Annotated in this window: 37 protein-coding genes and 1 pseudogene; 37 read left to right on the top strand and 1 reads right to left on the bottom strand. The window is 33.2% G+C overall.

What is annotated here, in order from left to right; all coding sequences use genetic code 11:
• From EL101_RS05390 to EL101_RS05455, 15 genes are all read left to right on the top strand, one after another.
• Window positions 1-465 carry a hypothetical protein gene (locus tag EL101_RS05390; RefSeq protein ID WP_096597372.1) on the top strand — a complete coding sequence of 155 codons (465 nt, stop codon included), beginning with the start codon at window positions 1-3 and terminating at the stop codon, window positions 463-465.
• A 92-nt stretch (window positions 466-557) separates the two neighbouring features.
• Entirely contained in the window at window positions 558-2,048 is a 1,491-nt protein-coding gene (locus EL101_RS05395) for a PHP domain-containing protein (RefSeq protein WP_096597370.1), read from the top strand.
• Window positions 2,049-2,346: 298 nt separating this feature from the next.
• Window positions 2,347-4,842 (top strand): helix-hairpin-helix domain-containing protein, encoded by a 2,496-nt coding sequence (locus tag EL101_RS05400; protein WP_096597368.1) that lies wholly within the window; start codon window positions 2,347-2,349, stop codon window positions 4,840-4,842.
• A gap of 80 nt (window positions 4,843-4,922) precedes the next feature.
• Window positions 4,923-5,342 carry a hypothetical protein gene (locus EL101_RS05405; RefSeq protein ID WP_096597366.1) on the top strand — a complete coding sequence of 140 codons (420 nt, stop codon included), beginning with the start codon at window positions 4,923-4,925 and terminating at the stop codon, window positions 5,340-5,342.
• 81 nt (window positions 5,343-5,423) lie between these two features.
• Window positions 5,424-5,771: a hypothetical protein gene (locus EL101_RS05410; protein ID WP_096597364.1), complete on the top strand. Its 348-nt coding sequence runs from the start codon at window positions 5,424-5,426 to the stop codon at window positions 5,769-5,771.
• Complete coding sequence (locus EL101_RS05415; protein WP_240622716.1) at window positions 5,740-7,065, top strand: ATP-dependent DNA ligase; 1,326 nt, start codon at window positions 5,740-5,742, stop codon at window positions 7,063-7,065. Before EL101_RS05410 ends, EL101_RS05415 begins: the two co-directional genes overlap by 32 nt.
• A gap of 29 nt (window positions 7,066-7,094) precedes the next feature.
• Window positions 7,095-7,466 (top strand): thermonuclease family protein, encoded by a 372-nt coding sequence (locus tag EL101_RS05420; RefSeq protein WP_096597362.1) that lies wholly within the window; start codon window positions 7,095-7,097, stop codon window positions 7,464-7,466.
• Window positions 7,447-7,614, top strand: coding sequence for a hypothetical protein (locus EL101_RS13245; protein WP_164715574.1), 168 nt, complete (start codon window positions 7,447-7,449; stop codon window positions 7,612-7,614). Before EL101_RS05420 ends, EL101_RS13245 begins: the two co-directional genes overlap by 20 nt.
• 10 nt (window positions 7,615-7,624) lie before the next feature.
• Window positions 7,625-7,876 (top strand): hypothetical protein, encoded by a 252-nt coding sequence (locus EL101_RS05425; RefSeq protein WP_096597360.1) that lies wholly within the window; start codon window positions 7,625-7,627, stop codon window positions 7,874-7,876.
• Between the two features lie 21 nt (window positions 7,877-7,897).
• Window positions 7,898-8,218, top strand: coding sequence for a hypothetical protein (locus tag EL101_RS05430; RefSeq protein ID WP_096597358.1), 321 nt, complete (start codon window positions 7,898-7,900; stop codon window positions 8,216-8,218).
• Window positions 8,211-8,525, top strand: a complete 315-nt coding sequence (locus tag EL101_RS05435) for a hypothetical protein (RefSeq protein WP_096597356.1) — start codon at window positions 8,211-8,213, stop codon at window positions 8,523-8,525. Before EL101_RS05430 ends, EL101_RS05435 begins: the two co-directional genes overlap by 8 nt.
• A gap of 28 nt (window positions 8,526-8,553) precedes the next feature.
• Window positions 8,554-8,748 carry a hypothetical protein gene (locus EL101_RS05440; protein WP_096597354.1) on the top strand — a complete coding sequence of 65 codons (195 nt, stop codon included), beginning with the start codon at window positions 8,554-8,556 and terminating at the stop codon, window positions 8,746-8,748.
• 10 nt (window positions 8,749-8,758) lie between these two features.
• Complete coding sequence (locus tag EL101_RS05445) at window positions 8,759-9,379, top strand: nucleoside 2-deoxyribosyltransferase (protein WP_096597352.1); 621 nt, start codon at window positions 8,759-8,761, stop codon at window positions 9,377-9,379.
• Window positions 9,376-10,101: a DNA-methyltransferase gene (locus tag EL101_RS05450; RefSeq protein ID WP_164715575.1), complete on the top strand. Its 726-nt coding sequence runs from the start codon at window positions 9,376-9,378 to the stop codon at window positions 10,099-10,101. Before EL101_RS05445 ends, EL101_RS05450 begins: the two co-directional genes overlap by 4 nt.
• A gap of 31 nt (window positions 10,102-10,132) precedes the next feature.
• Window positions 10,133-10,312, top strand: a complete 180-nt coding sequence (locus EL101_RS05455) for a hypothetical protein (protein WP_096597350.1) — start codon at window positions 10,133-10,135, stop codon at window positions 10,310-10,312.
• Here the strand turns inward: EL101_RS05455 and EL101_RS05460 are convergent.
• On the bottom strand, window positions 10,309-10,473 hold the full coding sequence (locus EL101_RS05460; protein ID WP_119529671.1) for a DNA cytosine methyltransferase: 165 nt from the start codon (window positions 10,471-10,473) through the stop codon (window positions 10,309-10,311). The two genes, EL101_RS05455 and EL101_RS05460, sit on opposite strands and share 4 nt — an antisense overlap.
• Window positions 10,474-10,579: 106 nt before the next feature.
• On the opposite strand from EL101_RS05460, the gene EL101_RS05465 reads away from it, so the two are divergent.
• The 22 genes and pseudogenes from EL101_RS05465 to EL101_RS05565 form a co-directional block, all read left to right on the top strand.
• Window positions 10,580-10,963, top strand: a complete 384-nt coding sequence (locus EL101_RS05465; protein ID WP_240622717.1) for a DNA cytosine methyltransferase — start codon at window positions 10,580-10,582, stop codon at window positions 10,961-10,963.
• 72 nt (window positions 10,964-11,035) lie between these two features.
• The gene (locus EL101_RS05470) at window positions 11,036-11,389 is read left to right on the top strand and encodes a DNA cytosine methyltransferase (RefSeq protein ID WP_240622718.1); all 354 of its coding nucleotides are present in this window, start codon (window positions 11,036-11,038) and stop codon (window positions 11,387-11,389) included.
• 28 nt (window positions 11,390-11,417) lie between these two features.
• Entirely contained in the window at window positions 11,418-11,930 is a 513-nt protein-coding gene (locus tag EL101_RS05475; RefSeq protein WP_096597346.1) for a hypothetical protein, read from the top strand.
• Window positions 11,927-12,238, top strand: a complete 312-nt coding sequence (locus EL101_RS05480) for a hypothetical protein (protein WP_096597344.1) — start codon at window positions 11,927-11,929, stop codon at window positions 12,236-12,238. The genes EL101_RS05475 and EL101_RS05480 overlap by 4 nt, the downstream gene beginning before the upstream one ends.
• Window positions 12,238-13,020, top strand: coding sequence for a prohibitin family protein (locus tag EL101_RS05485; RefSeq protein ID WP_096597342.1), 783 nt, complete (start codon window positions 12,238-12,240; stop codon window positions 13,018-13,020). Before EL101_RS05480 ends, EL101_RS05485 begins: the two co-directional genes overlap by 1 nt.
• The gene (locus EL101_RS05490) at window positions 13,020-13,613 is read left to right on the top strand and encodes a PQ-loop domain-containing transporter (RefSeq protein ID WP_096597340.1); all 594 of its coding nucleotides are present in this window, start codon (window positions 13,020-13,022) and stop codon (window positions 13,611-13,613) included. Before EL101_RS05485 ends, EL101_RS05490 begins: the two co-directional genes overlap by 1 nt.
• 92 nt (window positions 13,614-13,705) lie before the next feature.
• Window positions 13,706-14,218, top strand: coding sequence for a siphovirus Gp157 family protein (locus tag EL101_RS05495; protein ID WP_096597338.1), 513 nt, complete (start codon window positions 13,706-13,708; stop codon window positions 14,216-14,218).
• 12 nt (window positions 14,219-14,230) lie between these two features.
• Window positions 14,231-14,920, top strand: coding sequence for a hypothetical protein (locus EL101_RS05500; RefSeq protein WP_096597336.1), 690 nt, complete (start codon window positions 14,231-14,233; stop codon window positions 14,918-14,920).
• 35 nt (window positions 14,921-14,955) lie between these two features.
• Complete coding sequence (locus EL101_RS13665) at window positions 14,956-15,090, top strand: hypothetical protein (RefSeq protein ID WP_258026401.1); 135 nt, start codon at window positions 14,956-14,958, stop codon at window positions 15,088-15,090.
• The gene (gene nrdI / locus EL101_RS05505) at window positions 15,083-15,508 is read left to right on the top strand and encodes a class Ib ribonucleoside-diphosphate reductase assembly flavoprotein NrdI (protein ID WP_240622719.1); all 426 of its coding nucleotides are present in this window, start codon (window positions 15,083-15,085) and stop codon (window positions 15,506-15,508) included. Before EL101_RS13665 ends, nrdI begins: the two co-directional genes overlap by 8 nt.
• 13 nt (window positions 15,509-15,521) lie before the next feature.
• On the top strand, window positions 15,522-15,881 hold the full coding sequence (locus tag EL101_RS05510) for a hypothetical protein (RefSeq protein ID WP_096597334.1): 360 nt from the start codon (window positions 15,522-15,524) through the stop codon (window positions 15,879-15,881).
• 13 nt (window positions 15,882-15,894) lie between these two features.
• Complete coding sequence (gene nrdE, locus EL101_RS05515; protein ID WP_096597332.1) at window positions 15,895-18,003, top strand: class 1b ribonucleoside-diphosphate reductase subunit alpha; 2,109 nt, start codon at window positions 15,895-15,897, stop codon at window positions 18,001-18,003.
• A 37-nt stretch (window positions 18,004-18,040) separates the two neighbouring features.
• The gene (nrdF, locus tag EL101_RS05520) at window positions 18,041-19,060 is read left to right on the top strand and encodes a class 1b ribonucleoside-diphosphate reductase subunit beta (RefSeq protein WP_096597330.1); all 1,020 of its coding nucleotides are present in this window, start codon (window positions 18,041-18,043) and stop codon (window positions 19,058-19,060) included.
• A gap of 13 nt (window positions 19,061-19,073) precedes the next feature.
• Complete coding sequence (locus EL101_RS05525; protein WP_096597328.1) at window positions 19,074-19,724, top strand: AAA family ATPase; 651 nt, start codon at window positions 19,074-19,076, stop codon at window positions 19,722-19,724.
• The gene (locus EL101_RS05530; RefSeq protein WP_096597326.1) at window positions 19,724-19,960 is read left to right on the top strand and encodes a thioredoxin family protein; all 237 of its coding nucleotides are present in this window, start codon (window positions 19,724-19,726) and stop codon (window positions 19,958-19,960) included. Before EL101_RS05525 ends, EL101_RS05530 begins: the two co-directional genes overlap by 1 nt.
• A gap of 20 nt (window positions 19,961-19,980) precedes the next feature.
• Window positions 19,981-20,217 (top strand): hypothetical protein, encoded by a 237-nt coding sequence (locus EL101_RS05535; RefSeq protein WP_096597324.1) that lies wholly within the window; start codon window positions 19,981-19,983, stop codon window positions 20,215-20,217.
• Between the two features lie 14 nt (window positions 20,218-20,231).
• The gene (locus tag EL101_RS05540) at window positions 20,232-20,954 is read left to right on the top strand and encodes a pyrophosphohydrolase domain-containing protein (RefSeq protein ID WP_096597322.1); all 723 of its coding nucleotides are present in this window, start codon (window positions 20,232-20,234) and stop codon (window positions 20,952-20,954) included.
• Window positions 20,955-20,956: 2 nt separating this feature from the next.
• Window positions 20,957-21,382, top strand: coding sequence for a hypothetical protein (locus EL101_RS05545; RefSeq protein ID WP_096597320.1), 426 nt, complete (start codon window positions 20,957-20,959; stop codon window positions 21,380-21,382).
• A gap of 4 nt (window positions 21,383-21,386) precedes the next feature.
• A complete protein-coding gene (locus EL101_RS05550; RefSeq protein ID WP_096597318.1) occupies window positions 21,387-21,974 on the top strand; it encodes a RusA family crossover junction endodeoxyribonuclease in 588 nt (195 codons plus the stop codon).
• A gap of 226 nt (window positions 21,975-22,200) precedes the next feature.
• A complete protein-coding gene (locus tag EL101_RS05555) occupies window positions 22,201-22,755 on the top strand; it encodes a Myb-like DNA-binding domain-containing protein (RefSeq protein WP_096597316.1) in 555 nt (184 codons plus the stop codon).
• A complete protein-coding gene (locus EL101_RS05560) occupies window positions 22,755-24,314 on the top strand; it encodes a recombinase family protein (RefSeq protein ID WP_096597314.1) in 1,560 nt (519 codons plus the stop codon). The genes EL101_RS05555 and EL101_RS05560 overlap by 1 nt, the downstream gene beginning before the upstream one ends.
• A gap of 43 nt (window positions 24,315-24,357) precedes the next feature.
• Window positions 24,358-24,699 (top strand): annotated as a pseudogene (locus tag EL101_RS05565) (dicarboxylate/amino acid:cation symporter); the annotation flags it as partial.
• Window positions 24,700-24,711: the final 12 nt, after the last annotated feature.

The raw sequence follows: 24,711 nt of genomic DNA on the forward strand, positions 1-24,711 counted from the left end.
ATGGAAAGATTGCTTGTTAAATATGCAGATAAAGTAGTTGAGTTTGAAGAAAAATTAAGAAATAAATACAAATCAGATAGCATTAAGTTAGAGGTAAGGTCATCTGTATCGTGGCTTGGAGAAGAGCTTCGAGTAGAATCAGAACAAGGAGACTATCTTACGTTATTTGATGATGAAAATGGTGAGTTGAGTATTGATTATTATTTTGTACCAACTGAAGAAGCCGAATCATTTACAATCGAGGTTAAAGGTACCTACGTGTTTCGTGAGGAATGGAAATTAGACATTATTAAATCATCTGAAGGTAAATATACTTACAAAAAATGGTACAGAAAAGTACCTGCATTTGATACAATCGATTCGCTAATAAAGCATGTTGATGAAGACGACCCAACTTCTAGAGTGCATATTTCAGACGGCAAAGAAAGCAGAGAATATGACTATAAAATCTTGGAGGAGAGATGATGATGAAATCAGAAGAAAAGAAGCTAAACAGGGCTCGAAAAGCTAAATATTACAGAACAAAAAGAAATAAAATAAATTTCTAAGGTGATAAAATGGCAGAAAGAAACGAATATGTACTACACCATAACCATTCATATTACTCTAACTTGCGTTTAACAGATGCGATTACTTCACCAAGACAATTAATCGAGACAGCCAAACAATATGGTTATAAAGGTATGAGTATTACTGAACATGAATCACTTTCTAGCGCTGTCGATATGATTAAAACAGTGAAAGAGATGAAAGCTAGTGGAGAATTACGAGAAGATTTTAGAATGCTGTTGGGCAATGAAATCTATCTCGTTGATAGCTTGGAAGAGGTTAGAGACAACTATGAAAGCGGAAAAACAAAATTCCCACATTTTTGTTTAATTGCAAAGAATAGAAAAGGTTTTGAAGCATTAAGTAAATTAAGCTCACAAGCGTGGAAGAATTCGTTTTTTAGTAGTTCTATTATGGAACGTGTTCCAACTGAAAAAGCATATTTAAGAGAAGTAGCGCAGTCAGATGAGTATAAAGGAACATTGATGGCAAGCAGCGCATGTCTTGGAAGCCCAATCTGCTTATATTTACAAGAAAAAATGCTTATGGAACAAACTTTTGATAAAGAAAAGATTCAAGAAGCACACAACAAAGCTAAAAATGAAGTTCAATGGTGTGTTGATACATTTGGTAAAGACGATTTTTACATTGAATTACAGCCAGCGGATACACCCGTGCAACGTTATGTTAATGAAAACTTATTAGAGTTTGTTAAAGAATTTGATTTAAAATATATAGTTGCTTGTGACACACATTACGCCAACAAGTCTCATGCTACAATTCATGCTGCATTTCTCAACTCTAAAAATGAAGAGCGTGAGGTAGAAGAGTTCTATAAGTATACATATATGCATAGTGTAGACGATATTTATAAACAAATGGCTTACTATTTAGGTGAAGACGTGGTCAAACAAGCGCTAGAAACTACAACGGAATTATACGATAAATCAGAGGATTATGACTTAGCCCATTCACCAATTATTCCACGAGCCGAGATTCCTGAATTTGAGTTAAAGCACTTGTTTCAGCCCGCTTATGACAAATATAAGAGTCTTGAAAGATTAGCGTATTCTGATAAGAAAGACGAAAGATATATGCTTCATTTGTTAGAGGAAGGTTATCTGAGGGAGCTACACAAAGAAGATATAACTAAAGAAGAGTTTCATCAAATATTAGCAAGGCTAGATGTTGAAATGGAAGAGATTTTAGGTGTAGGAGATAAGATTAATCAAACAGTAAGCTCATACTATATTACTGTGCGTGATATAATCAACACAATTTGGGAAGAAGATACTTGTAACGGATATTCTGGTTCATTAGTTGGCAGTGGACGTGGGTCATCTGGTGGTTTCTTATCATTGTTCTTACTTGGAATTACTCAAGTTAATCCATTAGAACATAAAAATATGCCACATTTCAGACATTTGCATAAAAGTCGTCAAGATTTCCCTAAATTATTGGGGATTAAATGTGAACGCAAGACAAAGCGGTGTGCTTAGAATTATTCTAAGTGCTAACAGTATCAGTTGAATAAGACTACCATTCAAGCCTTACAAGGAGATAATGGAAATAAATTAAAAGACGAAGCAGCTGACTAAGAGAGCCTAAGGTCTATTAATAAAAATAGATAGCTGGTAATACTGTGCGAAGCCTTTAGTTCAAAGGAACGTGCAACGACTATCCTGTAAAGGAGTACGCCTGATTTTGTCACAGGTGGAAGCGCATTTACATACATATGTATGGTGATATAGTCTATTCCGACTGTTAATTCAGTGTTAAAGTATTAGGAAACTAACGGTGTATAAGGACGTAGATGTAGACATAGAAAGTAAACGAAGACAAGAAGTTATTCGAGCATTAAAGAATAAATATGGTGAAGATAAGGTTCTAAATGTTGCTACTTTTACAACAGCTGGTACTAAATCTTGTATTAAAATAGCAGCAAGAGGATTGGGAATCGAGGATACAGAAGCCCAATATATTGCTAGTTTGATTCCAACTGAGCGTGGACAACAGTATACACTCAGTGACTGTTTATATGGCAATGAAGAAAAAGGTAGAAAGAAACAACAACAATTTATTAATGAGATGGAAAAGTATCCAGAATTATTGAAAACAGCTTTAGGTTTAGAAAGTATTGTCGTTGCTAAATCACAACATGCTGGTGGAGTAATCATCTTTAATGATGAGATTCATAAACACAGTGCAATGATGAAAGCGGCAAAAGGAGAAGCAAGTATTACTCAATGGTCGCTTAAAGATAGTGAGTACATGGGTTTAGTAAAGTTTGACTTATTATCGATTGATAACTTGGATAGGATTAGAAGCACCTTAGAATTGATGGAAAAAGACGGTGTGATTGAATCAAAAGGAAGTCTAAAAGATACATTTAACGAGTATCTACACCCACGTGTACTTAATCATGAGGATAAACGTTACTATGAATTAGCTTCAAGAGGGATAGTAAACGATACATTCCAATTCAACACTAATATTGGTATTGAAACATTAAAGAGAATCAAGCCTGAAAACTTTGAACAATTCAGTGCTGCTAACTCATTAATGCGATTGCAGTCACAAGAAGGTAAAGAACCACCAATGGACATTTTCATTAAGCATAAAGAAAACATTCAAACTTGGTATGATGAAATGAATGAGTGGGGATTAACAGATAGCGAAATTAAGGTTATGGAAGAGCATATTGGACATACGTTAGGAGTCTCTCCTGTGCAAGAACAAGCTATGGGACTATCTGGAGACCCTAGAATCGCAAACTTCACTGTAGAAGAGCAGAATAAGCTCAGAAAGGCTATTGCAAAGCCAAAAGGAGCGGCTTTAGATGAAATAAAATTGCTGTTTTATCGTAAAGGTAAGAAACAAGGAACAAGCAAAAACTTACTTGATTATGTATGGGAAACTCAATTCACACCAATGTTCAGTTATGCATTCAGTTCCATTCACTCTAATCTGTACTCAATCATCGGTATTCAGAATTTACATCTCAACTTGTTCTACAATCCAATCTATTGGCAAACAGCGTGTTTAAACGTTGACAGTGGCGCTACATCAGAAGATAGTGAATTTCTCGTAGACCATGAAAAGATTGCTAATGGTATTGGTAAGATTAAAGAGTTCGGTGTAGAAGTTAAGTTACCTGATGTTAACAAGTCTGATTTTGCGTTTACACCTGACGCTGAACACAATGTAATCATTTATGGACTTAAGCCTGTTAAGTCATTAAACTCAAAGACAACGCACCATATTATCGAAAACAGACCATACAACTCTATCGAAGATGTACTTACTAAGCTATATGACAATAAACTGGTTACAAACACACAATTAATTAATATGGTTAAGTCTGGCATGTTAGATAACATTTGCGAGTCACGTAAAGTAGCGATGATGGAAGTTATCAAACATATAACTAAAGTCCCTGAAACTTTGACTATGCAAAATATTAAGACATTAATTGAGTCCGGTATTCTTGAAGGTAGACCAGAAGAAGAAATGGTGCTATTTAGAGAATCATTTAAGAACAAAGTGGTCAGAAAAGAGAAGCAAGGTAAATATAATGTTAAGATATTTAAAGTTGAAGATATGGAATTGTACGACAAATTGTTTGGTAACACAGGTGTCGTAAATGTTACAAGTAACTATTATGAAGTTGATGAGAAGCAGTTCAAGAAAGTGTTCGATAAGAAGATTAAAGACCTTAAAGAATGGTTAAAGTCTGATGAGCAACTTAAGAAAGTACAGAGTTATGAATTGAATAAGCAGTGGATTAAATATGCTTTAGGTAGTTATTCAAAATGGGAAATGGAAACATTGTCGTTCTACTACCATGAACACGAGCTATCTCAAGTAGACAGTAAAATGTACAACCTAAGCAGATACAATGAATTGCCTGAAGAACCCCAAATAGTTGATACATTTATGTTTAAAGGAAGAGAGTTCCCTAAGTACAAAATCGATTCAATTGCCGGTGTTGTGATTTCTAAGAACGCTACAAAGAATATGGTCACAATTATTGCTACCGATGGTTCAGTAGTACCAATTAAGTATCAAGGAAATTTCTCTTACTACAACAAGGCAGTAAAAAGAAATGGCAAGATAGTTGAGGATAGTTGGTTTGGTAAAGGGAATTTATTAATTGTTAGTGGATTTAGAAGAGGTAATCAATTTGTCGCTAAGAGATATGCTGATTCAAACACTTCCACGACAACAAAGCTAATTGATTATGTAGGAAAGAACGGCGAAGTCACTTTTAAACTAGAAAGAGAATATATTTAAAATATTCTCTTGACTTGTTGTAAATTAGAGCATATAATGATTAAAGAAATAAATTATTTGAAATAGAGAGGAGGATAAAAGTGAGAGGGACGATTATTGTGAACAACACACAGCAGTATTTGGAGGAATTAGAAAGTGAAATTACATATGCTAGACAAATGATTAATGAGTCAGCTGCAAAAGTTAATGAATTGTACCATGATATTGAGACAAGAAATTTTAATGCATATGAGGCTTGGGTGCTATGCAAAGAATTACAAAATGTCTTACAAGAAAGACGAGCATGGAAGCAAAGATGCTTTGAAGCAAAAGAATCGTTTAACGATTTAGGTGGAAAGAAGAAATTAAACCAATTGAAAAAACGGCAAAAGAATCGAGTTAATAAGTTTATGAAATTAAACTCTTGGTTTGACCATTTTTCTGAGGAAGCGAAAGAAATTATGGCTGGTAACACGGCAATCAAAGTTAAGCGCAATGATACTTTAGTTAATCAAAAATAAAATATTTTATTGGTTATCCTTATGGTTATGTGGTATAATATAAATATAAACAAACACATAAGACAAAGAGGAGAGCAACATATGAGTAAATTACATAATGAAGTGAAAGAAACACAATCATTGGTAGATGATATTGAAAAGTTAGGATATAAGGCTTTAGATGAGGGAGATTTAGAATTAATCAACAAGTTTATCGAAGCATTAGAGCCATACTTACAAACGGTTGATTCAACTATTAATGCTTTAGAGAATAAATTAAATGATAAAAAATGTAAAGAAACAAAGAAACAATTGTCATTTTATAATTACAAATCACGTGAGCTTCATCGCCTTATTCCTGAATTAAAAAAACATGCCGTAAATACAAAAGCGTGCTTAGTAGCACAAGGAGGTTATCATGGAGATTCAGAAATTGTACGAAGTGCTTGAAAGTTTGAAGAAAACTTCTAGTAGAATCGTGAAAGAAAATATTTTACGAAATAACAAGAATGATGAATTACTACAAAATGTTTTAAAATTCTTATACGACGACTTAATCACAACTGGGCTGTCCACAAAAAAGATTGCCAAACCAGTTAATCCAGTAGAGGTCGATATTCCAAATTTGCAAGTATTAACGGACTACTTGAAGAGAAACAACTCTGGTAAGGACAAAGACATTGCGTTAGCAAAAGGGTATATCCAAGCATTTAAAAAAGAATATGGAGAAGATGTTGCTAATTTTGTTAAAAGCATCATTATTAAAGATTATCCTGCTGGTGTAAGTAAGATTACTTTGAATAAAGTGTTTGGTAAAAACTTTATTTTTAAATTTGACGTGCGCAAAGGAAGTAAATTTGAAGGAGAGTTAAAACCAAACGTAATTTATTCTCAAAGTGTAAAGATTGATGGGCATCGTTGCGTAGCCTTGGTAGATGAAGAAGGAGTGAAATTATTCGCACGAAGCGGTAAAGAGTATAAGGGCTTGATTACTTTTGAGAAAGCTCTAGAAGCGTTCTACGAGGAACATAAGCAACCAATGATGTTTGATGGTGAACTTTTAGCATTTAACGATAATGATTTAAGTAGCGACAAACTATTCAAAGTTACTTCAAGTCGATTAAGAAAAGATGGTGTTAAGTCAGATATTCAATATATTATGTTTGATTGTATGCCATTAGAAGAATTTAAAGACGGTAAGTCAAAACTTAAATACATTAAACGACGTGAGCAACTTGCTGAGCTTACAGGCTTACTTAATACATATACGAATGGAAACAAACAAGGACGCAAGTATTTCACAAATGTTAAGTCCTTGTATCAAGGAAATGACCTAGCAGAGATTCAACGTGTTCAAAAGAAAATGGAAGAATTAGGATATGAGGGGACTATGCTAGATGATATTAATGCTTTCTATACAACTACACGAACAAAGACGTTACTAAAATTTAAAACTTTTTATAACGCTGATTTGAAAGTGTCACGAGTAGTTGAACACACTCGTGGTGGTAAGTTAGGAAGTATCGTTGTTGAATATAAAGGGAATGAGTTACAAGTAGGTTCTGGGTTTACGGAAAAAGAAAGAATTAAGTATTGGCAAGAGCCTGAACTAATCGTCAATAAGATTGTTGAAGTTGGTTATTTTGAAGAGTCAAGTGATAAAGACGGGAAACTAAGTTTACGCTTTCCAACATTTAAACAAATTAGAGAAGACAAAGAAGTTACTGATGTGTCTTATCATTAGTAAATAAATTAATTGAAAAGGAAAATAAAATGGAAGATAAATTGTATATATTCAAAGGAAAGTGCGTCAATGTAGTTGATGGAGATACCATCGACGTACAGTTAGATTACGGCTTCAAGACATACGCAGACAAAAGACTTCGCTTGTTAAATGTTGATACGCCTGAGCGTGGGCAGCCGCTATATGCAGAAGCCAAACAATTTGTTATCGAGAAAGTCTTTGAGATGGATATTTATGTGCAAACTTATAAATCTGATAATTTTGGAAGATACTTAGCAAAAGTGTTTTTCTATGATGAAGGAGAACTTAAATGCTTGAACGAATTGCTACACGAAGAAAAACTACTGAAAGATAATTCAAAATGGAATAAGGAGACCGAAAATGAGCACGGAAAAGACTAAGAATCTTTATTTATTGCACAGAGAGATTGCAATGACTTTAACAGAATTCTTCGATAAATGCGAAGAAGCACTATTTAGTGGAGAAAACCTTGAAAGCACACTTGAACACATTGGTTTAAAATGTGATGAGTTATTACAAAAGATGTAGGAGAGACGTTATGATTGAAGAAATTGTGTATGACAAGAGTTATAAATGTGAAAGTGCCGACGGTAAGGTTACAGGCAGCTTCAGCTTTATCAAGAGTGATTTAGGTGACACGTGGATAACCTTTATCACCAATGGCGCTAAACAAATTAATGTGAAAAACATTTTGCTTACGACAGAGCCGGACGTTGATGAATTTGATATTGAAACAGTAAATATCATTCTGAAGGATTCTAATTTACAGTTTGCCGGTTATGCTGAATAAATTTAAAAGGTGGATATGCATATGGAAAACAAAAATGATTACAAGATTACAATGCCAAGTTTTTATGTACTGTTGGAAAGAGATGAAGAAGAATACGTTATCAAAAATATTGTAATGAACAAAAACGGTAATAATTTATTGGAAAAATCATTGGACGCTGATGATACGAACATTATTCTTTTTGAATTAATTGAATCAAGGCTTGCGGCAGAAAAAGTGATTAGCGACACAGTAACTAAAAGTGAACAATTAAAAAACGAAAATGAATATTTGTTAGACAAGATTAACACGCTTGAGTCATCTTTAGATGAAATTAGAGATGGAGTGAAAGAAGTTGAGTAGCCGTGTAATACCTTTTCATGAGTATTTAGATATTAAAGAGTTTATTATTGAGCTTAATAATACTAAGAAGCTGTTCGCCAGACTGCCAGAAGATAAATGGAAATTACCAGAAAATGAGTTAAAAGGCTTAATGGCTAAGTTAGAAGTAATTAAACTCAGAGATATTAAAATTGAAAAGATGTATTATAGCGAGAAAAACGACGCAACCATCTTTGAAGTTTGTATTCATGACTTTTTAAGATATGGATTCATCAAGTTTAAGAATGGTGATATTAGTTATGAGCAGCTAAATTGGAAAGGTTATTAAAAATAAATTATTTAAATAAGGTGAAAATATGACAAACTATACATACATTAGACCAAACAATTTAGAACAAGTAATTGAAGAGTTATCAAAAATTATTGAGCATAAAAAACATGACAAGTTAAGCAATTTGTTGAGTGATTTAGAGTGGTTGCAAAAAGACGATTTTGAGTTATTTGATAAGAATGAAGTTTATGACTTAATGTTTGATAAAGGCTTGTTTTAGGGGGAGAAAAATGGCAAATCATATTAAAGATAAAGTAGTTTATATGGGTGGACATCTGTTAAACGAAGCTATGGTCGAGTATCGTGAGAAACAGCATAATATAGTAGAGGATATTGTAGGAGTGACACCTTATTCACCGCACAAGGATAAATCAATTAACGACAAACAAAATGCAGTACAAGAAGGATTAGCTGAGCGTATTTTACGCAATGATTTTAAAGCTATGCAAGAATCAGATATTTTTGTATTTGATATTCTTAATGAGGGATTAGGAACAATTGCAGAACTGGGTATTGTTTTGGGAATGAAGCATCAAGCTCAAAAAACTATTGAACGTTTAGAAGAGGAGTCAGAAATTGTAAGGTATGATACTGAGGGCTATGAGACTGATTCATATGAACATCTACAAGATGAAATTGAAGAACAAGAAAAGATTTTTAATAAACCAGTACTCTGCTATTGTTCTGATATTCGTCAGGGACATGGCAAGCCTTACAACAACCCTGACAGAGCGGAGTTCAGTACGAACCAGTTTGTTTACGGTGCTGTATTGGAGCTCACTAATGGTGTAGGGTTCATTTCTTGGGAGAAAGTGCTTGAAGAATTAGAGAAATTAGGTGTTTCGAAATGATTGAACTTAACAAAATTTATAACGAAGATTGTTTAGAAGGTATGAAAAGAATACCGGATAAATCAGTTGATATGATATTATGTGATTTGCCTTATGGAACCACTAGGAATAAATGGGATATAGTTATTGATTTAGAAAAGTTGTGGGAACAGTATAAGCGGGTTATTAAAGATAATGGCGTTATCGCACTTACAGCAGCCCAACCTTTTGAATCACGACTTGTTAATAGCAATCCTAAAATGTTCAAATACGATTTAATTTGGAAGAAGAGTTTACCTACCGGATTCTTAAATGCAAAACGTATGCCTTTAAGAAGTCATGAAAGTATTCTTATTTTCTACAAAAAACCTCCCGTATACAATCCTATTATGCGCAAAGGAAAGTTTAGAAATAAAGGGAATACAGGTAAAAAAGGTGGCAGATGTTATGGCGAAACTAAAAGGTATGAATCATGGAATGATGAGTACTATCCTACATCGGTAATCGAAGTTAGTAATGCTAGTCAGAAAGGGAAAATACACCCTACTCAGAAACCAGTTGAGTTATTTCAGTGGTTGATTAAAACGTATACAAATGAGGGAGATACGGTACTGGATAACTGTGTCGGCAGTGGCACAACAGCAATTGCTTGTATGAATACAGGTAGAAACTATATTGGTTATGAGCTAGATAAAGAATATTACGATGTTGCAATTGGACGCATTGAGTCAGCTAAACAATAAAAATAAATTATTTAAATAAGGTGATATTACCATGTTTGATTTTGAAACATTTGATTATAGTAAATTAATGTGGCATTCAGACTGGAACGGTGATGAAGTAGGATACGACGATGTAGATGTTGTTGGTTATTATTCGTATCACGATTTAAATTTATACATAGACACGAGTACATTAAACATACTTGAAGCATGGTTTAATGAAGAAGATTAAATTTTACTTTTATTTTCTTTATGAATTGCTTCATATGAGGTAGAAGCATACTTGTCTATCTCACAAAAATTTAAGAGCTCTAGGTCATATCCTAAGTTTTTAATCGCTGTTTCTGGCGCTCCAATGCCAGAGAATAAGCTCAACATTCTAATCTTTTTCATTATTTCTCTCCTTGGTATTATATAGTTTTAAGGTGAACGTGATAAAAGTAAAAATTTATCCGACGTAAGATTAGTTAACGGTACAACAATTAAAGATGTTGATTTATTGTTCCACGGCTCACCTTGCCAATCGTTTAGTATAGCGGGTAAACAAGAAGGTGGAGATAAAAATAGTGGAACAAAATCATCTTTAATGTGGGAAACAGTTAGAATTGTATCAGAATGTAAGCCCAAGGTTGTTATCTGGGAGAATGTTAAATCTGTATTGAATAAGAATCATAAACATAACTTTGACGCTTATTTAAATGAGTTAGATAGCTTAGGATATACTTCTAGTTACAAAATTATAAGTCCAAGAGATATTGGTGAGGCTCAAAGCCGACCTCGTGTCTTTGTTGTAAGTATATTAGGGGGCAAATTCGAGTTTCCCGACATTCAAAAGCAAAAACAGCGTGTGATTGGCGATTATTTAGAGCCAAAAGCAAGTTAATCATACATACTTTCTAAGCAATCAGTTTTGGCTCTAGCAAACAACAATCCTAACTTTAAAGGTAGAATGACAGTGTTAAAACATAATGAATTAGCTTGTTGTTTAGTGGCTAAAGGTGGAAAGGCGGCTAGGACTAATAATTTTGTGTTATACAACACAGAAGATTATTCTAAGCTGATTAACCCCAAAGATATTAACTATCTAGTGGATAATAACATACATATTAGAGGTTTAACTCCTTTAGAATACTGGAGACTTCAAGGTTTTACAGACAAACAATTTTATGAAGCTCAAAAAGCATTAGCTGATACATATAAGAATGGTGAATTAATTAAAGCAGATGCTCAATTGTATAAACAAGCAGGAAATTCAATTAATGTAAAAGTATTGGAAAGTTTTATTGGTGAGGTTATTGAGAATTTATAAAAATAAATTAATGGAAGGTGGAATTATAATGAGTGATTTAGTTAAGTTTGAAGGTTTGATTTATTCAAGAGACGAGTTAAAAGGCGAGTTACAAGAAAAAAGAGAAAAACAAAGAGAATTTACAAATGTTATTAAACAGTTTAATTACACTGTTACAGAAAGCAAAGACGCATTATTACAAAGAACACCAGTGTTTACAACATTTGAGGAATTGGGTGAAGAAGAGTTAGGTGCATTCTATATGGCTGGATATAATGTACACCCATTCCGAAAATTTGAATCAGAAGGAAATACTTATGTTGTGTACGCAATTCAATTAAAACTAGACGATTACAAAGATTTAGATGACTTAGAGGATTTGTCTAATGTGGTTGATAAGTTGCATGAACATTTAGAATGGCGTGAAATTAAGCCGTTAATCAGAGATTGTGCGATTTATAACTATTCAGGTGAAGATATTTTTCGAAAAAGTTTTATTGCTGTATTGCGTGATATTCTAAAAGACAAACCGGAATTAAAAGAGTTGTTGAAATTAAAATGAAGCTATTTATCTTAGGAGCTATAATCATAATCATCATTGCTGTTGTTTTGTATTTATTACTTTCATATTTAATGAATGTGTTTAGTCATTTAGAGGAGAAACGTGAAATATTAAGCAAAGCAAAAGAGAGTAAAAGAAAGCAAAAGTTAATGGAAGCAGAGTTAAAGACACGACAACGTATTTTAGAAGAACAAATTAGAGCAAAAGTTGGTATGTTCTATCCTATGGGTGAAATACGTAGGCTTGAAAATGAACTAGAACAAGTAAATCAAACACTTGATGAGATTAAAAATGGAGGGAATATTTAATGTCAAAAGGATTAGTTGCAACAATTGGAGCATTAACAGTAGCAGCATTGCTTTTATTAGCTGCTTGTATCGAGAAAGTACCACAAGGTAATGTAGCAGTAATGTATAGTACAGCGGGGGTAAAAGATAAGACACTCAACGCTGGTTGGCATTTAGTGTCACCATTGACACGTACTACTGATTATCCTGTACGTACACAAACGAAAGAATACGATAAATTGAATGTAGCAACATCAGATGGTAAGAACTTAACAATGAGCATCAGTGTGAACTATCATGTAGATGCTACTAAAGTTGTTCCTATCTTTAATAAATTTGGTAATGCTGATATTGAACAATTAGAGAATGGCTATTTACGTACAAGAGTACAAGATGGCTTGCGTCAATCAGTATCAAAATACTCAGTTATCGAAACATTCGGTGTAAAAGCAGGAGAAATTAAAAAGGATACTATTGAAACATTGCAAAAACGATTAGAAAAAGAAGGTTTTATTGTTGAAGATATTGCAGTATCGAGCCCAGAGGCAGACAAAGCAACACAAGCATCAATCGATGAACGAGTTAAGGCTAACCAAGAATTAGAAAGAGCAAAAACGGATAAACAAATCGCTAGCGCTAATGCTGAGAAGAAACGTATTGAAGCTGAAGGTGAGGCAAAAGCAAATAAGATTCTTAATGACTCTTTAACACCAGAGCTTATTGAAAAACAAAAGATTGATAAATGGAAAGGCGAGAATCCTTTAGAAATTAATTCTCAAGGCGTAATCGTTGGTGGAAAATAATGGTAAACTTTTTACATATGTTAAACATCTTGGTTGTGGCAATCTTTATGGTTGGTTATTTACCACAAGTTTATACAACTATTAAATACAAACAACACAAAGGCGTGTCAACTTCTTTTTGGTACTATGTTGCTGTGTCAACTTCAATTACGTTGCATAACATGATTATTACTGGTGAAGCTGAGTGGTACATGTATATGGGGCAAATCGTCAATGCCTTGTTTGCAGTCATTTTCTTTGTATATTTCAACCATATGCGTAATAAACATTACAAAGCAAGATATATCGCTTTTCTAGTAGCTTACCTGTTAGTAACGCCAATGGCTACTAACTTATTAGATGTAAGCCATTCACAAATCGTTGCTTCAGTCGCAATTGTAGCGGCATATGTGTCACAATTAAAACATTTTTATATTAATAAAACGTCAGAAGGCACTAATCCATTACTATATGGGCTATTTGCAACAGGTATTTTAGTCTTAATACTTATCTTATTGCTCACGGGAGCAAGCACACACGTTATTATCACAGAATCAATCAATGTTGGTCTATTGTTCGTTTGTTACGTAGCCGCTGTGATTTATAAGAAATAAATTATTGAAATAGGTTGACACACTATAAACAATCATTTAATATAGTAACAGTAATGATGAGTTGTGTGTCAACCATAAAAGGAGAGAGCCCTATGGAAGACATGAAACTTTATGATTACACTGAATCTTATCATAACGTATTAAGACTTATTGATGAGAACGAGGATTTAACTTACGAAGATTTAAAAGATACTTTAGATGCTATCGCTGATGGTGCCGAGGAAAAAATTGCAAACACAGGCAAGGTTATCCAAAAGTTAGAAGACGATTTATTAGTTATTAAGAATCGTAAAAGCGAGATTGATAACCTAAGAAAAAAGAAAGAGAAACAAATTATTAGACTCAAAGAATATTTGTTACATAACATGAAAGAGCTTAACAAAAAGAAAGTAGAAACGCCTACTATCAAAGTATCAACTAGGAATTCAAAAGTGTTACATATCTATGATGAGTCTAAAATGCCTAAAGAGTTTATTAAAGAAGAACTTATCAGCAAACCAGATAAAGAAGGTTTCAAAAGGTATCTTAAAGGTTTGAGTGAGGAAGAAGTAGAAAAGATTGATTACGCCAAGTTGGTTACTAATCAAACACTTTCAATTAAATAGGAGGGAAACATTATGCCATTATACACAGTAGATGGTTTAAGGTTCGAGAATGAAGAAGAAGCAATTAATTGGTTTCTTACAACTCTATCTGATAAGAGCCCAGTTGGTTCGTTCTATGAATATCTTCATGAGCAAGATTGGGGAGATTATAGTATTCAAGCGTCAGGGATTAGTGAGCAAGAGTTTCATATTGCATTAGATGCAGCTAGTCACAAAGAAAAAGTTTATCGAGGTGTTGTTATCAACACTTACAATGAACCAGTTGAAATTACTAAAGAAGAGTTAGCCAAAACCTTAAAAGAAGTTTCAAAATCAGTTGATGTAGCGGCAATTGTTGCTAATGGTGAGATTAGCAAAGTTGAAGACAAGATTGAAACTGATGAAACTTTAAACGACGATTTGGTTACTGATTTTAAAAACTTGGTTTTACGTGTAGTAGCAGAAGTTGATAAATATGGTGGTAGAATGATTTTTGCTATCACAGACACTATTACAGGTAAACAACTACAGTCATACCTAGTAATTGAAGAAAACCGAATTGATGTTGATTTAATTAAAGAATTAATCGAAGGCATGTTCAAGAAAACTATTGAAGGTGAGTTCAATGGTGATGAGTTTAAAGTTGGTGAGACGAGTTTAAACCATATCTTTGATTATGCTTCAGAAAACAAAAAGAAAGTTAAGATTGAAATTATAGACTAACAGACTAAAATTATTAAAGACGAGAGGTCATACAAATGAATACAGAGATTGCAGAAACAAGCCAAGGTTATGTTTACATTGAGGGAACAGATAACACAGCTGATTTTACCGAGTCATTAGAGATATACGAGGATTTTCTTGTCAACTTACAATATGATTTTTATGAATAAAGATAAATTAATTGATAAAAGGAAGAAGGTAAGTCTTTTGGATAAAGATATTCTAGTTGTCTACTATACTTATACAGGAAAAACAGAAGTCTTTGCAAAAGAGTTAAGAGCTTATGGTATTAGAACGCTTAGCATTGACGAAAGCAGTGTTGTTAATGAACCATTTATCCTTGTTACACCAACATATAGTTTTGGAGAAGTGCCGAAAACAGTTCTGGCATTTCTTGAAAACAACAGCGATAATCTTAAAGCAGTTATGTCCTCAGGTAACAGAAACTGGGGAGGTAACTTCGCTATAGCCGGTGACATTGTATCAAAAACATACGGTGTTCAATTGATAGGCAAGTTTGAAATGAATGGAAACAAAAGTGATGTGGAAAAGTTGGTGTCATACATAAAAGGAGTGGATAATCATTAAAATTCAAAAATTAGTGGATAATCAAATTGCCTTGATAAATGAATTACAAACAACTAGCGAGCAAGATTTTAAACTAATCTCTAAAGCCGTGAAATGTTTAAAAAAGTTAAAGGATATACAATTTGAGTTTGAAGAAGATACAGAGTTCAATATCATATCCGAGTTTAGCGGGATTGGAATAGAGCACTTTTTCATAGACGATATGAATGATAATTTCAATGAGTTTGATGAAGCGGCAATGGATAACTCATTAACTTGGTACAAAAAGATGAATGATGCTTTAACACAAAAAATTATCAAAGACATTGACTTCATCAGGAATGCTGACGACAAAGAAGTACAAGATTACAAAGATAAATTATTAAATCATTAATGGAGGTTATTTAATGAGCAAATGGATTGAAAAGAATAACGAAATGATGAGAAGAGATTCAGTGGGTCAATTAAGCCTTCATAAAGATAAAGAAGCTATTGAACTTTATCTCCAACACGTTGATTCAAAAACAAAAAAGTTTACGAATGAGATTAATCGACTTCGCTACTTAGTTGAAGAAGGCTATTATATTGACGTATTTGAGCAATATAATGAATCAGATTTAATTGAGCTTACTGAATATGCATACTCATTCAATTTCGAGTTCCAAAGTTTCATGGCGGCAAGTAAATTCTATGAAACATACGCATTGAAGACACGGGATAAGAAGCAATGGTTAGAAAACTTTGAACAACATAATGTAATTGTTTCATTGTATCTAGCTAATGGTGATGTAGAACAGGCTAAGAAGTACATCAAAACACATACTTTACAAACTGTTCAAACAGCTACACCTACATATTTAAATGCAGGGCGTAAACAACGTGGAGAATTAGCTTCATGTTACTTATTTACAATGGACGATACATTGAATTCAATTAACTTTATTAGAGGTCAAGTATCACAAGCAAGTAAAATTGCGGGTGGTGTTGCAGTAAACTTAACTCGTTTGCGTGGACGTGGCGCACCTATCAAAGGTATTAAGAATGCTGCTAAAGGTGTGTTCCCTGTGGCTAAGTTAATTGAAGGTGAGGTTGGTTATGCTGACCAAATGGGCTCAAGAGATGGTGCAGGAGCCGCTTATCTTAACATCTTCCATTCAGACGTTATTGAATTATTGAACAGTAAGAAGATTAATGCTGATGAAGGAGCTCGATTAGCGACTCTATCCATTGGGTTAATTGTTCCCTCACTATTCTTTGATTTAGCTAAGGACAACAAAGACTTGTACATGTTTGAACCATACTCAATTGAAAAAGAATACGGCGTAATTCTTGATGATATTAATATCGCTGAATGGTATGACAAATTAGTTGAGAACGAGAATATTGTTAAGAAAAAGATGAACGCACGTGACATGCTGAATATGATTGCACAAACACAATTGCAATCTGGATACCCATATATCATGTATAAAGATAATGCTAATAAGAATCATGCTTTGAACGAACATGGCGAAGTGAAAATGTCTAACTTGTGTACAGAAATTTTCCAATACATGAACGTATCAGAAATCAACGACTACCATAAAGAAGATAACTTAGGACAAGATATTATTTGTAATTTAGCTTCGTTAAATATGGTTAAGTCGATTGAAGAAAACGCAGTTGAGGAATCAATCAGAACAGGAATGAGAGCTTTAACATTTGTAGCAAATAACTCACGTATTGAACATTTACCATCTGTTCATAAAGCAAACAAAAATATTCGTGCCGTTGGGCTTGGAGTAATGTCATTCCACTCAATGTGTGCCAAGAATCAAATTAGATACGGCTCAGAAGAATCATTAGACCTAATTAATGTTTACTGTATGATGATGGATTATTATTCATTAGATGAATCAATGCGAATTGCAAAAGAACGCAACGATAAATTCTATGGTTTTGAAACATCTGATTATGCAATTAAAGATAAAGAATACGGTGAATATTTCTATAAAAACAATCGTGTAACAGAAGATGTTAAGCCTGTAACTGATAAAGTAAAAGAAATCTTTAAAGATATTTACATTCCAACAAAAGAAGACTGGCAACGTTTAGCAAAAGATGTTGGTAAATATGGTTTGTACAACGGATACAGGCTTTCGGTGGCACCAACCCAGTCTATCAGTTACATAACAAACTGTAGTTCAGCATTAACGCCTGTTGTCGATATTGTTGAACGACGCACATATGGTAATTCAGAAACATTCTACCCAATGCCATATTTATCACCACAAACAATGTGGTACTATTCACCAACAGCATTTGAAATTCCAAACGAACATATTATCAATGTAGCTGCTGTTGCACAGAAATGGATTGACCAAGGTGTTTCAACAATCTTATTTGTTAATAGCGAGATTGAAACTAACAAGCTAGCTAGATTGTACGCATATGCACATGATAGAGGATTAAAATCACTCTACTATACTCGTAATAAGTTGTTAAGCATTGCTGAGTGTACAAGTTGTGCTGTGTGATATAAAAACATTAAAAGACAGAAAGGATAATACATAAATGACAACAATTCAAGCTAAAGCTACTAACTGGGATAAAGAGCATATTGCATTAACATTCTGGAAACAAAACGTAGCACAAATGTGGACAGAAGATGAATTCAAGCCATCAAAAGATATTACATCATGGAAAAGTTTATCTAAAGATGAGCAAGAGGTTTATATTAAAGTGCTATCAGGTCTTGCGGGACTTGATACCACTCAAGCCGCAGAGGGCATGCCTTTAATTCAATTTCATTATCCTCACCCATTATGGTCATCAGTATTCTCATTTATGGGTATGATGGAAAACATTCATCATAAGTCGTACACTCACATCTTTACGACTTTAATTGACCGTAAGGAAACAGAATACTACTTAGAAGAATGGGTGCCAGCCAATAAGTATTTAAATAAGAAAACAACACTTATTGCTAAATATTATCGTTCATTACTCAAAGAAAAAGTATCAGATGAAGAATTATACATGGCAATGGTTGCGTCAGTATTCCTTGAGTCATTCTTATTTTACTCAGGTTTCTATTATCCATTGTTGCTTTCCGGACAAGGTAAGATGATTGCTTCAGGTGAAATCATTCGTAAGATTATTCTTGATGAAAGTATTCATGGTGTTGGTGTGGGTATTGCAGCACAAGATATTTACAGTACATTTGATGAAGACACTAAGAAACGATTGAAGAAAGAAATGATGGAACTATTCGATGCACTTTATTTTAATGAGTGCGAGTACACAGCGTCGCTATACGATTCTATTGGTCTAACCGAAGATGTAATTCGATACATTCAATATAACGGTAATAAAGCGCTAATGAACTTAGGACACGATGTTGTGTTTAACCCAGACCCATTTAATCCAATTGTAGAAAATGGTTTAAATACGGAAACTAAGAATCACGACTTTTTCTCAACAAAAGGCGACGGATATGTCTTGTCACTTAATAACAAGGACTTACGAGATAAAGATTTTGATTTCAATAATGTTGAATCATATGAAATCTCTAAGAAATTTTTAAATCATTAATGGAGTGAACAATATGGCTAAAACCCCAATTCCTACATTATACAAACCAATTAACATTAAACAAATTAATATTGCCTTAACAGGAAAAATGCGTTCAGGTAAAGATTCAGTAGCCAGCGCTATCGTGAAATCTTTAAGTAATCCTCATAGAAACGTATATGTTAGAACATTTAGTTTTGGAGATTCGTTGAAACAAACAGCTAGACAATTGTATCCTCATGAATTTAACGAAGAGCAAAAGCCTAGACAACTTATTCAGTGGTTAGGTCAAACTTTAAGACAGAGAAATGAGAACATTTGGATTGATTTTGTTGCTAAAAAGATTAATGACAATCTAAGAAATATTGGGTTTGACTATGGTAGCTATACTATTGTCAACATCATTACTGATTTGCGACAACCAAACGAATATGAGTTTGCTAAACAGAATGATTTCATAATCATTAAAGTTGAATGTGATGATGTTGTACGTCTTAAACGTATGCAAGAGTTGAATGATGACTTTGACGAAAAAGACTTACAACATGAAACAGAAACTTATATCGACTCATTTGACTATGATTACTTAATTACAACCACACATATTAATAAGAATGAATTATATCATCGAGTCAAAGATTTGAGTGAATTAATACAAAATAAAGATAAAGAGGTAAATAAATAATGAAAGAAACTAAATTTATTTTATTCGGCTCACCAACGTGCAATCCATGCAAAGCAGTTAAGAATCATTTAGAGTCAATCAATTTTAAATATGAATATGTAGATGTAACGGAACGTCCAGACTTAGCAGGTGAATATGGCGTAATGTCAACTCCTACTATGGTTCATTTAATTGACGACATTATAGTTAATAAAGAAGTCGGATTGAAGATTAACGCATTCGCAGAAGGGTTTTAATTTTAAGAGGTGTGTAACGTATGACAAGTAAAAGGAGAGAACTAGATAAAGTAGTTAAAGGGATTTACATGACATACGCACACTTATTAGATGAGCAAGAAATGGACAAGATGTCAGCTGTTATACTTGAATATCGGGTCTTTAAAGTTATTAGGGAGTTAAGAAAGCTCCCTTTTAGCTTATCTAATTTGTGGTATGTGATTGTGACTAGGCGTAAATTACAAAAATTAGTAATTGAAATACAACAATACAAATAAGGGAGAAAAAGAATATGTTTACAAAATTTAAGAACGGAAGTTTTGTCATTGATACAGAAACTAAGAAATCAGGTAAAGTGATTGGTCAAGAAGGTGCTTACGTATTAGTAGAAGTTATTCTTGAACAAAATAAAGAAGAAGGAACACGTACAACACAACTAATCAAAGTACCACATGTGAACCTTAAACCATATAATCCAAAGCAGAACAACAAAGTATACAAGCCATATTTTGACGTTATGGAGTTTCATAAAGCATTTGGACACCCAGTAGCAATTCAACCAACTCCAATTACACCAAAAAGAGCTCAACAGCGTGCCGACTATTTAGTAGAAGAGTTGGTTGAATTCTTATGGGCTTCAGTGTCAGGTGATGAGCAACAAACAGAAAATTTAGTAAATGATTTAATTCATTCAGTACATAAGGCTAAGAATAAATGTTTTGCTAAAGGTACATTCCCTAATGATGAAGTCTTATTACACCAAACTGACGCTCTCAATGATATTAATTACATTAACTATGGTTCAATCGTTGAGACTGGTGTGAATCCTAAACCAGTATTTGAAATTATTCACCAAGCTAATATGAAGAAGCTAGACGAAAACGGCAAGCCTATTATTGATGCTGTAACTAACAAAATTATGAAGCCAGATGGTTGGGAAGAAAAGTATAAACCAGAACCTCTAATTAAGAAAGAAATCGAATCTCAATTAAATAAATCAAAGAGAGGACAATAAGAATGGGCAAATTAACGTTAAAAGAAGCGCAAGAAAAAGAAGAAAATTTAGTTACCCAGTTACACGGGTGTTTAAACGAAATTGAAGAGTTGGCTTTATGTGATGATAACCTTATCATTGATTCAGTAGAGTTTAACAACAGTAAAAATTATTACAACTCATTCAACACGAACAACCATGATATTACTATGCAACTAATGATTACAATCAAACATGCTAATTCATTTGTGGACGAAGATGAAGCAGATAATGGTCAACGGCTTCAAGACAGAGCAGAACAAATATTAAAAGACTACAAAGAATATTGCGACATGTTGTACAAGGAACGAGAGTTTAAACCAAGTGATACTGATAAAGCTAGCACGCTTCATAAATATTTTAATAATAGCATGAAAAAAATATTTGTTAGTGATGGATTGGTGAAATAATTTTATGACAAATAAAACATGTAAGCTATCTTTACCGCTACCTACATCATTAAACAAATTATACATACAACAATTCTCTGGGGGCAGACCAACGGGCAAGAAGATTTTATCCAAAGCTGGCAAAGAGAACAGAATGGATATTATGATTAATGTTGAGAGACAAATGTCCTTGCCAATAAATGTTGATTGGGATATTGAATATACACGTGATAATTACATATTTATGGATATTGACGCATATGTAACAAGAGTGAACGTTGACTTGGATAATACTTTGAAGTCACTTAATGATTCAATTGAGGAATCGGGATTAGTTTTTATTAATGATAAAAAAGTAGTTCCAAGATTTAACAGAGTATATATCGATTCAGCTAACCCTCGTTTAGAATTAACATTTACTCAAACAGGTTGGCATGGCATTTTTAACAACCAGTACGAAAGAGATAAGTTTGAAAGCAAGTGTAAATTATGCACAAGGTATAGAAACGGTGTTTGTTCAATCTTGAAGAAAACATTAGAAAATAAATTAATTGATGAAGTCATTGAAGAAGACAATCAATACGTTTGTTCTAAGTTTAAGGAGAAGAAGTAAGATGAAAATTGTTATGGATAGATGTGTTTTAGAAGAGTTTGCAACTAAGTGGAGAATTAAAATCAGAAGAGAAAGAATTACTGATATGGCGAAAGTTATAAGTCAATATTGTTAATACATATTTGCATTCCTCACATGAAAAATTGTGGGGAATTTTTATAGACAAATAAATGCACAGAGTATATAATGATTATAAGGAAATAAATTAATAGATAAAGGTGATAAAATGAAAAGGTGGACGAAGGAAGAGGTTGAGCTACTTATCGACTTAAAAGAAAATAAGAAACTTAAATATAAGGACATTGCTAATATTTTAAACAAAACACCTCAGCAATGTGCTAGTAAATATCAACGTCACCACAAATATGATTACACGATAAATGGCTCTTTTAGGACAAATAGAAAATGGACGCATGAAGAAGACAACCTTTTAAAAAAATATAAAGACAACACATACAAAGAATTGATGAAATTATTTCCTGACAGAACCATTAACGGCATTACCAACAGAATGCAAAAATTAGGGGTTAAAAGAGTAGCAAATAATACTATTAATTATGAACAAGAACAGTTTATAAAAGAAAATTATTTAAAGATGACTAATATTCAACTGGCTAGAGCTTTGAATGTAGACAGGCAAGTCATAGCCAGAGTTAAAAGAAGAGAAGGACTAGAAACAGACAAAGTGTGGAGACTAAAAAAGATTGAATTTGATGAGGAAGATGTAATGTCTATAAACGCAGAATTTGAACTTAGTTTAGAAAAGAAAGAAGGAAGCTAATGAATAATATTATGAGCGGCTACTATGACGAATTAGATAACCAAGAGAGCCAAATTCAAAATGTAGCTATATATGCAAGGAAATCACGTGCAGATGAGGGAGAAAAAGACTTAGCTAATCATTTACTTAGGCTAAAAGCTAGGTGTGATTTAAACGAATGGCGGTACGAAATATACAAAGAAATTGGTTCCGGAAGCACGATAGATGATAGACCAGAAATGATTAGATTATTAAATGACGTTCAGACTGGTGTATATGACGCTGTTGTGGTTGTTGATTTGGACAGGTTATCAAGAGGTAAGGGTGCTGATTTAGATAGGATATTAGGTATTTTTAGAAACAATAATGTTAAGATAGTTCAAGAATCACCTTATGAAGTATATAACTTAGCAAATTCAGACCATGCTCAAATGTTAGAAATGAAAATGTTCTTCGGCAATATGGAATTAATGCAGTCAAAGAAAAGATTCAGAGAAGGTAGACGCTTAGCTAGGCATCTAGGAAAATGGGTAAGTGGTCAAGCTCCATTAGGATATGACATTGACAGGAAGACAACTAAATTAGTTATCAATGAAAAAGAAAAAGAAATAATCGATTTAATGAAAGAATTATACCTTGTAGCAAATTATAATGGTGTAGAAATAGCAGAGGAGTTAAATTCAAAAGGCTATAAAACAAAAAGGGGAAAGTTATTTACTTCTAGCAGCGTATATAAGACATTAAAAAATGAAACATATACGGGTACGACTGTATATAACAAATCAAGAGGAAATCATAGAAACTCTAAAGATTTATACTCATCAGGGTTGCCGTTTGAAAGGTTAGATGAGTCAGAATGGAAACGTAATTATAACACACACGAACCTATTATTTCTAAACAAGAATATCAACAAATAATCGAAAAAATTAACGAAAACAAATATGTTAGAGAAGATAAAGGGCGACGCTCGGCATTATCGGGATTATGCTATACGCCCGAAGGTTTACTTTACACAAACGGTAATTATGATAGACACACAAAAATGCCTAAAAATATTACAGTTAAAAATAGGAAAGCGACAGAAGCAGAAAACTATATAGCTGTACCAATAATGCTCGTTGAGTCTGTGATTCTTGAGTCATTAAAAATTCTTGAAGAAGAAATTATGGAAATGTTAGATAGTGACGACAATACAAAGTTAGTTGAACAACTAGAAAGTAGAGCAGAAAAGATAAGCAAAGAAGTAATTAAAATCGAAGATGAAATCATGAGAATACAAGATGGATTTTTGTCTGGATTATTTGATGCTAAAGAAGCTAAAGAAATTAAAGAGAAAAAATTAAAAATCATCACAAAAAAGAAAAGTGAAATTGAGGGTATCAAAGGGGAAATCGACAAAGTATCTAAGAGTAAAAACATAACAAAACTAGAAAGGATAAATAACTTTTATAATAAAATTGAAACCACAACAGATGTAAATGAGTTGAACCAAATCTATAAGCGATTAATTAATAAAATTATAGTAAGTAGAACGGTAAATAATCCAAACGTGGTAAATATTAAAGTGAACTTTAAATAAAAGTTGTTCTATTTATTGTTGTGTACCAAGCATAAAATGTTTCGTTAATATGGACGGAACAGCGATCATGCAAGGTGTCGCTACCATTTTCATTGCACAATTATCTGGTGCCGATTTAACAGTACTACAACTCATTACCGTAGTCACTGTAGCCGTGATTGCATCTGTCGGAACAGCCGGCGTCCCTGGTGTAGGACTCATCATGTTAGCGATGGTATTGACTGCAGTCGGTTTAAATCCAGCCGCTATCGGTATTATCTTAGGGATTGACCGCTTGTTAGATATGACGCGTACAGCTGTCAACATTACGGGTGATGCCGCATGTGCGTTGATTTTATCAGAACGTGAAGGTAAAAAACTAAAAGGTAATATGCATGTAGAATAAATGAATACAAAA

Origin of the sequence: Staphylococcus delphini (assembly GCF_900636325.1) — a bacterium.
Lineage (GTDB): Bacteria > Bacillota > Bacilli > Staphylococcales > Staphylococcaceae > Staphylococcus > Staphylococcus delphini.

What these genes read in the sequence shown, in the direction of transcription:
- EL101_RS05410 (WP_096597364.1), top strand. Translation starts at nt 5,424, where the DNA reads ATGAGTAAATTACATAATGAAGTGAAAGAAACACAATCATTGGTAGAT.
- EL101_RS05530 (WP_096597326.1), top strand. Translation starts at nt 19,724, where the DNA reads ATGAAAGAAACTAAATTTATTTTATTCGGCTCACCAACGTGCAATCCA.
- EL101_RS13665 (WP_258026401.1), top strand. Translation starts at nt 14,956, where the DNA reads ATGAATACAGAGATTGCAGAAACAAGCCAAGGTTATGTTTACATTGAG.
- EL101_RS05555 (WP_096597316.1), top strand. Translation starts at nt 22,201, where the DNA reads ATGAAAAGGTGGACGAAGGAAGAGGTTGAGCTACTTATCGACTTAAAA.
- EL101_RS05500 (WP_096597336.1), top strand. Translation starts at nt 14,231, where the DNA reads ATGCCATTATACACAGTAGATGGTTTAAGGTTCGAGAATGAAGAAGAA.
- nrdF (WP_096597330.1), top strand. Translation starts at nt 18,041, where the DNA reads ATGACAACAATTCAAGCTAAAGCTACTAACTGGGATAAAGAGCATATT.
- EL101_RS05425 (WP_096597360.1), top strand. Translation starts at nt 7,625, where the DNA reads ATGATTGAAGAAATTGTGTATGACAAGAGTTATAAATGTGAAAGTGCC.
- EL101_RS05390 (WP_096597372.1), top strand. Translation starts at nt 1, where the DNA reads ATGGAAAGATTGCTTGTTAAATATGCAGATAAAGTAGTTGAGTTTGAA.
- EL101_RS05535 (WP_096597324.1), top strand. Translation starts at nt 19,981, where the DNA reads ATGACAAGTAAAAGGAGAGAACTAGATAAAGTAGTTAAAGGGATTTAC.
- EL101_RS05550 (WP_096597318.1), top strand. Translation starts at nt 21,387, where the DNA reads ATGACAAATAAAACATGTAAGCTATCTTTACCGCTACCTACATCATTA.
- EL101_RS05455 (WP_096597350.1), top strand. Translation starts at nt 10,133, where the DNA reads ATGTTTGATTTTGAAACATTTGATTATAGTAAATTAATGTGGCATTCA.
- EL101_RS05545 (WP_096597320.1), top strand. Translation starts at nt 20,957, where the DNA reads ATGGGCAAATTAACGTTAAAAGAAGCGCAAGAAAAAGAAGAAAATTTA.
- EL101_RS05480 (WP_096597344.1), top strand. Translation starts at nt 11,927, where the DNA reads ATGAAGCTATTTATCTTAGGAGCTATAATCATAATCATCATTGCTGTT.
- nrdI (WP_240622719.1), top strand. Translation starts at nt 15,083, where the DNA reads ATGAATAAAGATAAATTAATTGATAAAAGGAAGAAGGTAAGTCTTTTG.
- EL101_RS05445 (WP_096597352.1), top strand. Translation starts at nt 8,759, where the DNA reads ATGGCAAATCATATTAAAGATAAAGTAGTTTATATGGGTGGACATCTG.
- EL101_RS05495 (WP_096597338.1), top strand. Translation starts at nt 13,706, where the DNA reads ATGGAAGACATGAAACTTTATGATTACACTGAATCTTATCATAACGTA.
- EL101_RS05460 (WP_119529671.1), bottom strand. Translation starts at nt 10,473, where the DNA reads ATGAAAAAGATTAGAATGTTGAGCTTATTCTCTGGCATTGGAGCGCCA.
- EL101_RS05485 (WP_096597342.1), top strand. Translation starts at nt 12,238, where the DNA reads ATGTCAAAAGGATTAGTTGCAACAATTGGAGCATTAACAGTAGCAGCA.
- EL101_RS05475 (WP_096597346.1), top strand. Translation starts at nt 11,418, where the DNA reads ATGAGTGATTTAGTTAAGTTTGAAGGTTTGATTTATTCAAGAGACGAG.
- EL101_RS05540 (WP_096597322.1), top strand. Translation starts at nt 20,232, where the DNA reads ATGTTTACAAAATTTAAGAACGGAAGTTTTGTCATTGATACAGAAACT.
- EL101_RS05415 (WP_240622716.1), top strand. Translation starts at nt 5,740, where the DNA reads ATGGAGATTCAGAAATTGTACGAAGTGCTTGAAAGTTTGAAGAAAACT.
- EL101_RS05560 (WP_096597314.1), top strand. Translation starts at nt 22,755, where the DNA reads ATGAATAATATTATGAGCGGCTACTATGACGAATTAGATAACCAAGAG.
- EL101_RS05450 (WP_164715575.1), top strand. Translation starts at nt 9,376, where the DNA reads ATGATTGAACTTAACAAAATTTATAACGAAGATTGTTTAGAAGGTATG.
- EL101_RS05440 (WP_096597354.1), top strand. Translation starts at nt 8,554, where the DNA reads ATGACAAACTATACATACATTAGACCAAACAATTTAGAACAAGTAATT.
- EL101_RS13245 (WP_164715574.1), top strand. Translation starts at nt 7,447, where the DNA reads ATGAGCACGGAAAAGACTAAGAATCTTTATTTATTGCACAGAGAGATT.
- EL101_RS05395 (WP_096597370.1), top strand. Translation starts at nt 558, where the DNA reads ATGGCAGAAAGAAACGAATATGTACTACACCATAACCATTCATATTAC.
- EL101_RS05430 (WP_096597358.1), top strand. Translation starts at nt 7,898, where the DNA reads ATGGAAAACAAAAATGATTACAAGATTACAATGCCAAGTTTTTATGTA.
- EL101_RS05490 (WP_096597340.1), top strand. Translation starts at nt 13,020, where the DNA reads ATGGTAAACTTTTTACATATGTTAAACATCTTGGTTGTGGCAATCTTT.
- nrdE (WP_096597332.1), top strand. Translation starts at nt 15,895, where the DNA reads ATGAGCAAATGGATTGAAAAGAATAACGAAATGATGAGAAGAGATTCA.
- EL101_RS05525 (WP_096597328.1), top strand. Translation starts at nt 19,074, where the DNA reads ATGGCTAAAACCCCAATTCCTACATTATACAAACCAATTAACATTAAA.
- EL101_RS05420 (WP_096597362.1), top strand. Translation starts at nt 7,095, where the DNA reads ATGGAAGATAAATTGTATATATTCAAAGGAAAGTGCGTCAATGTAGTT.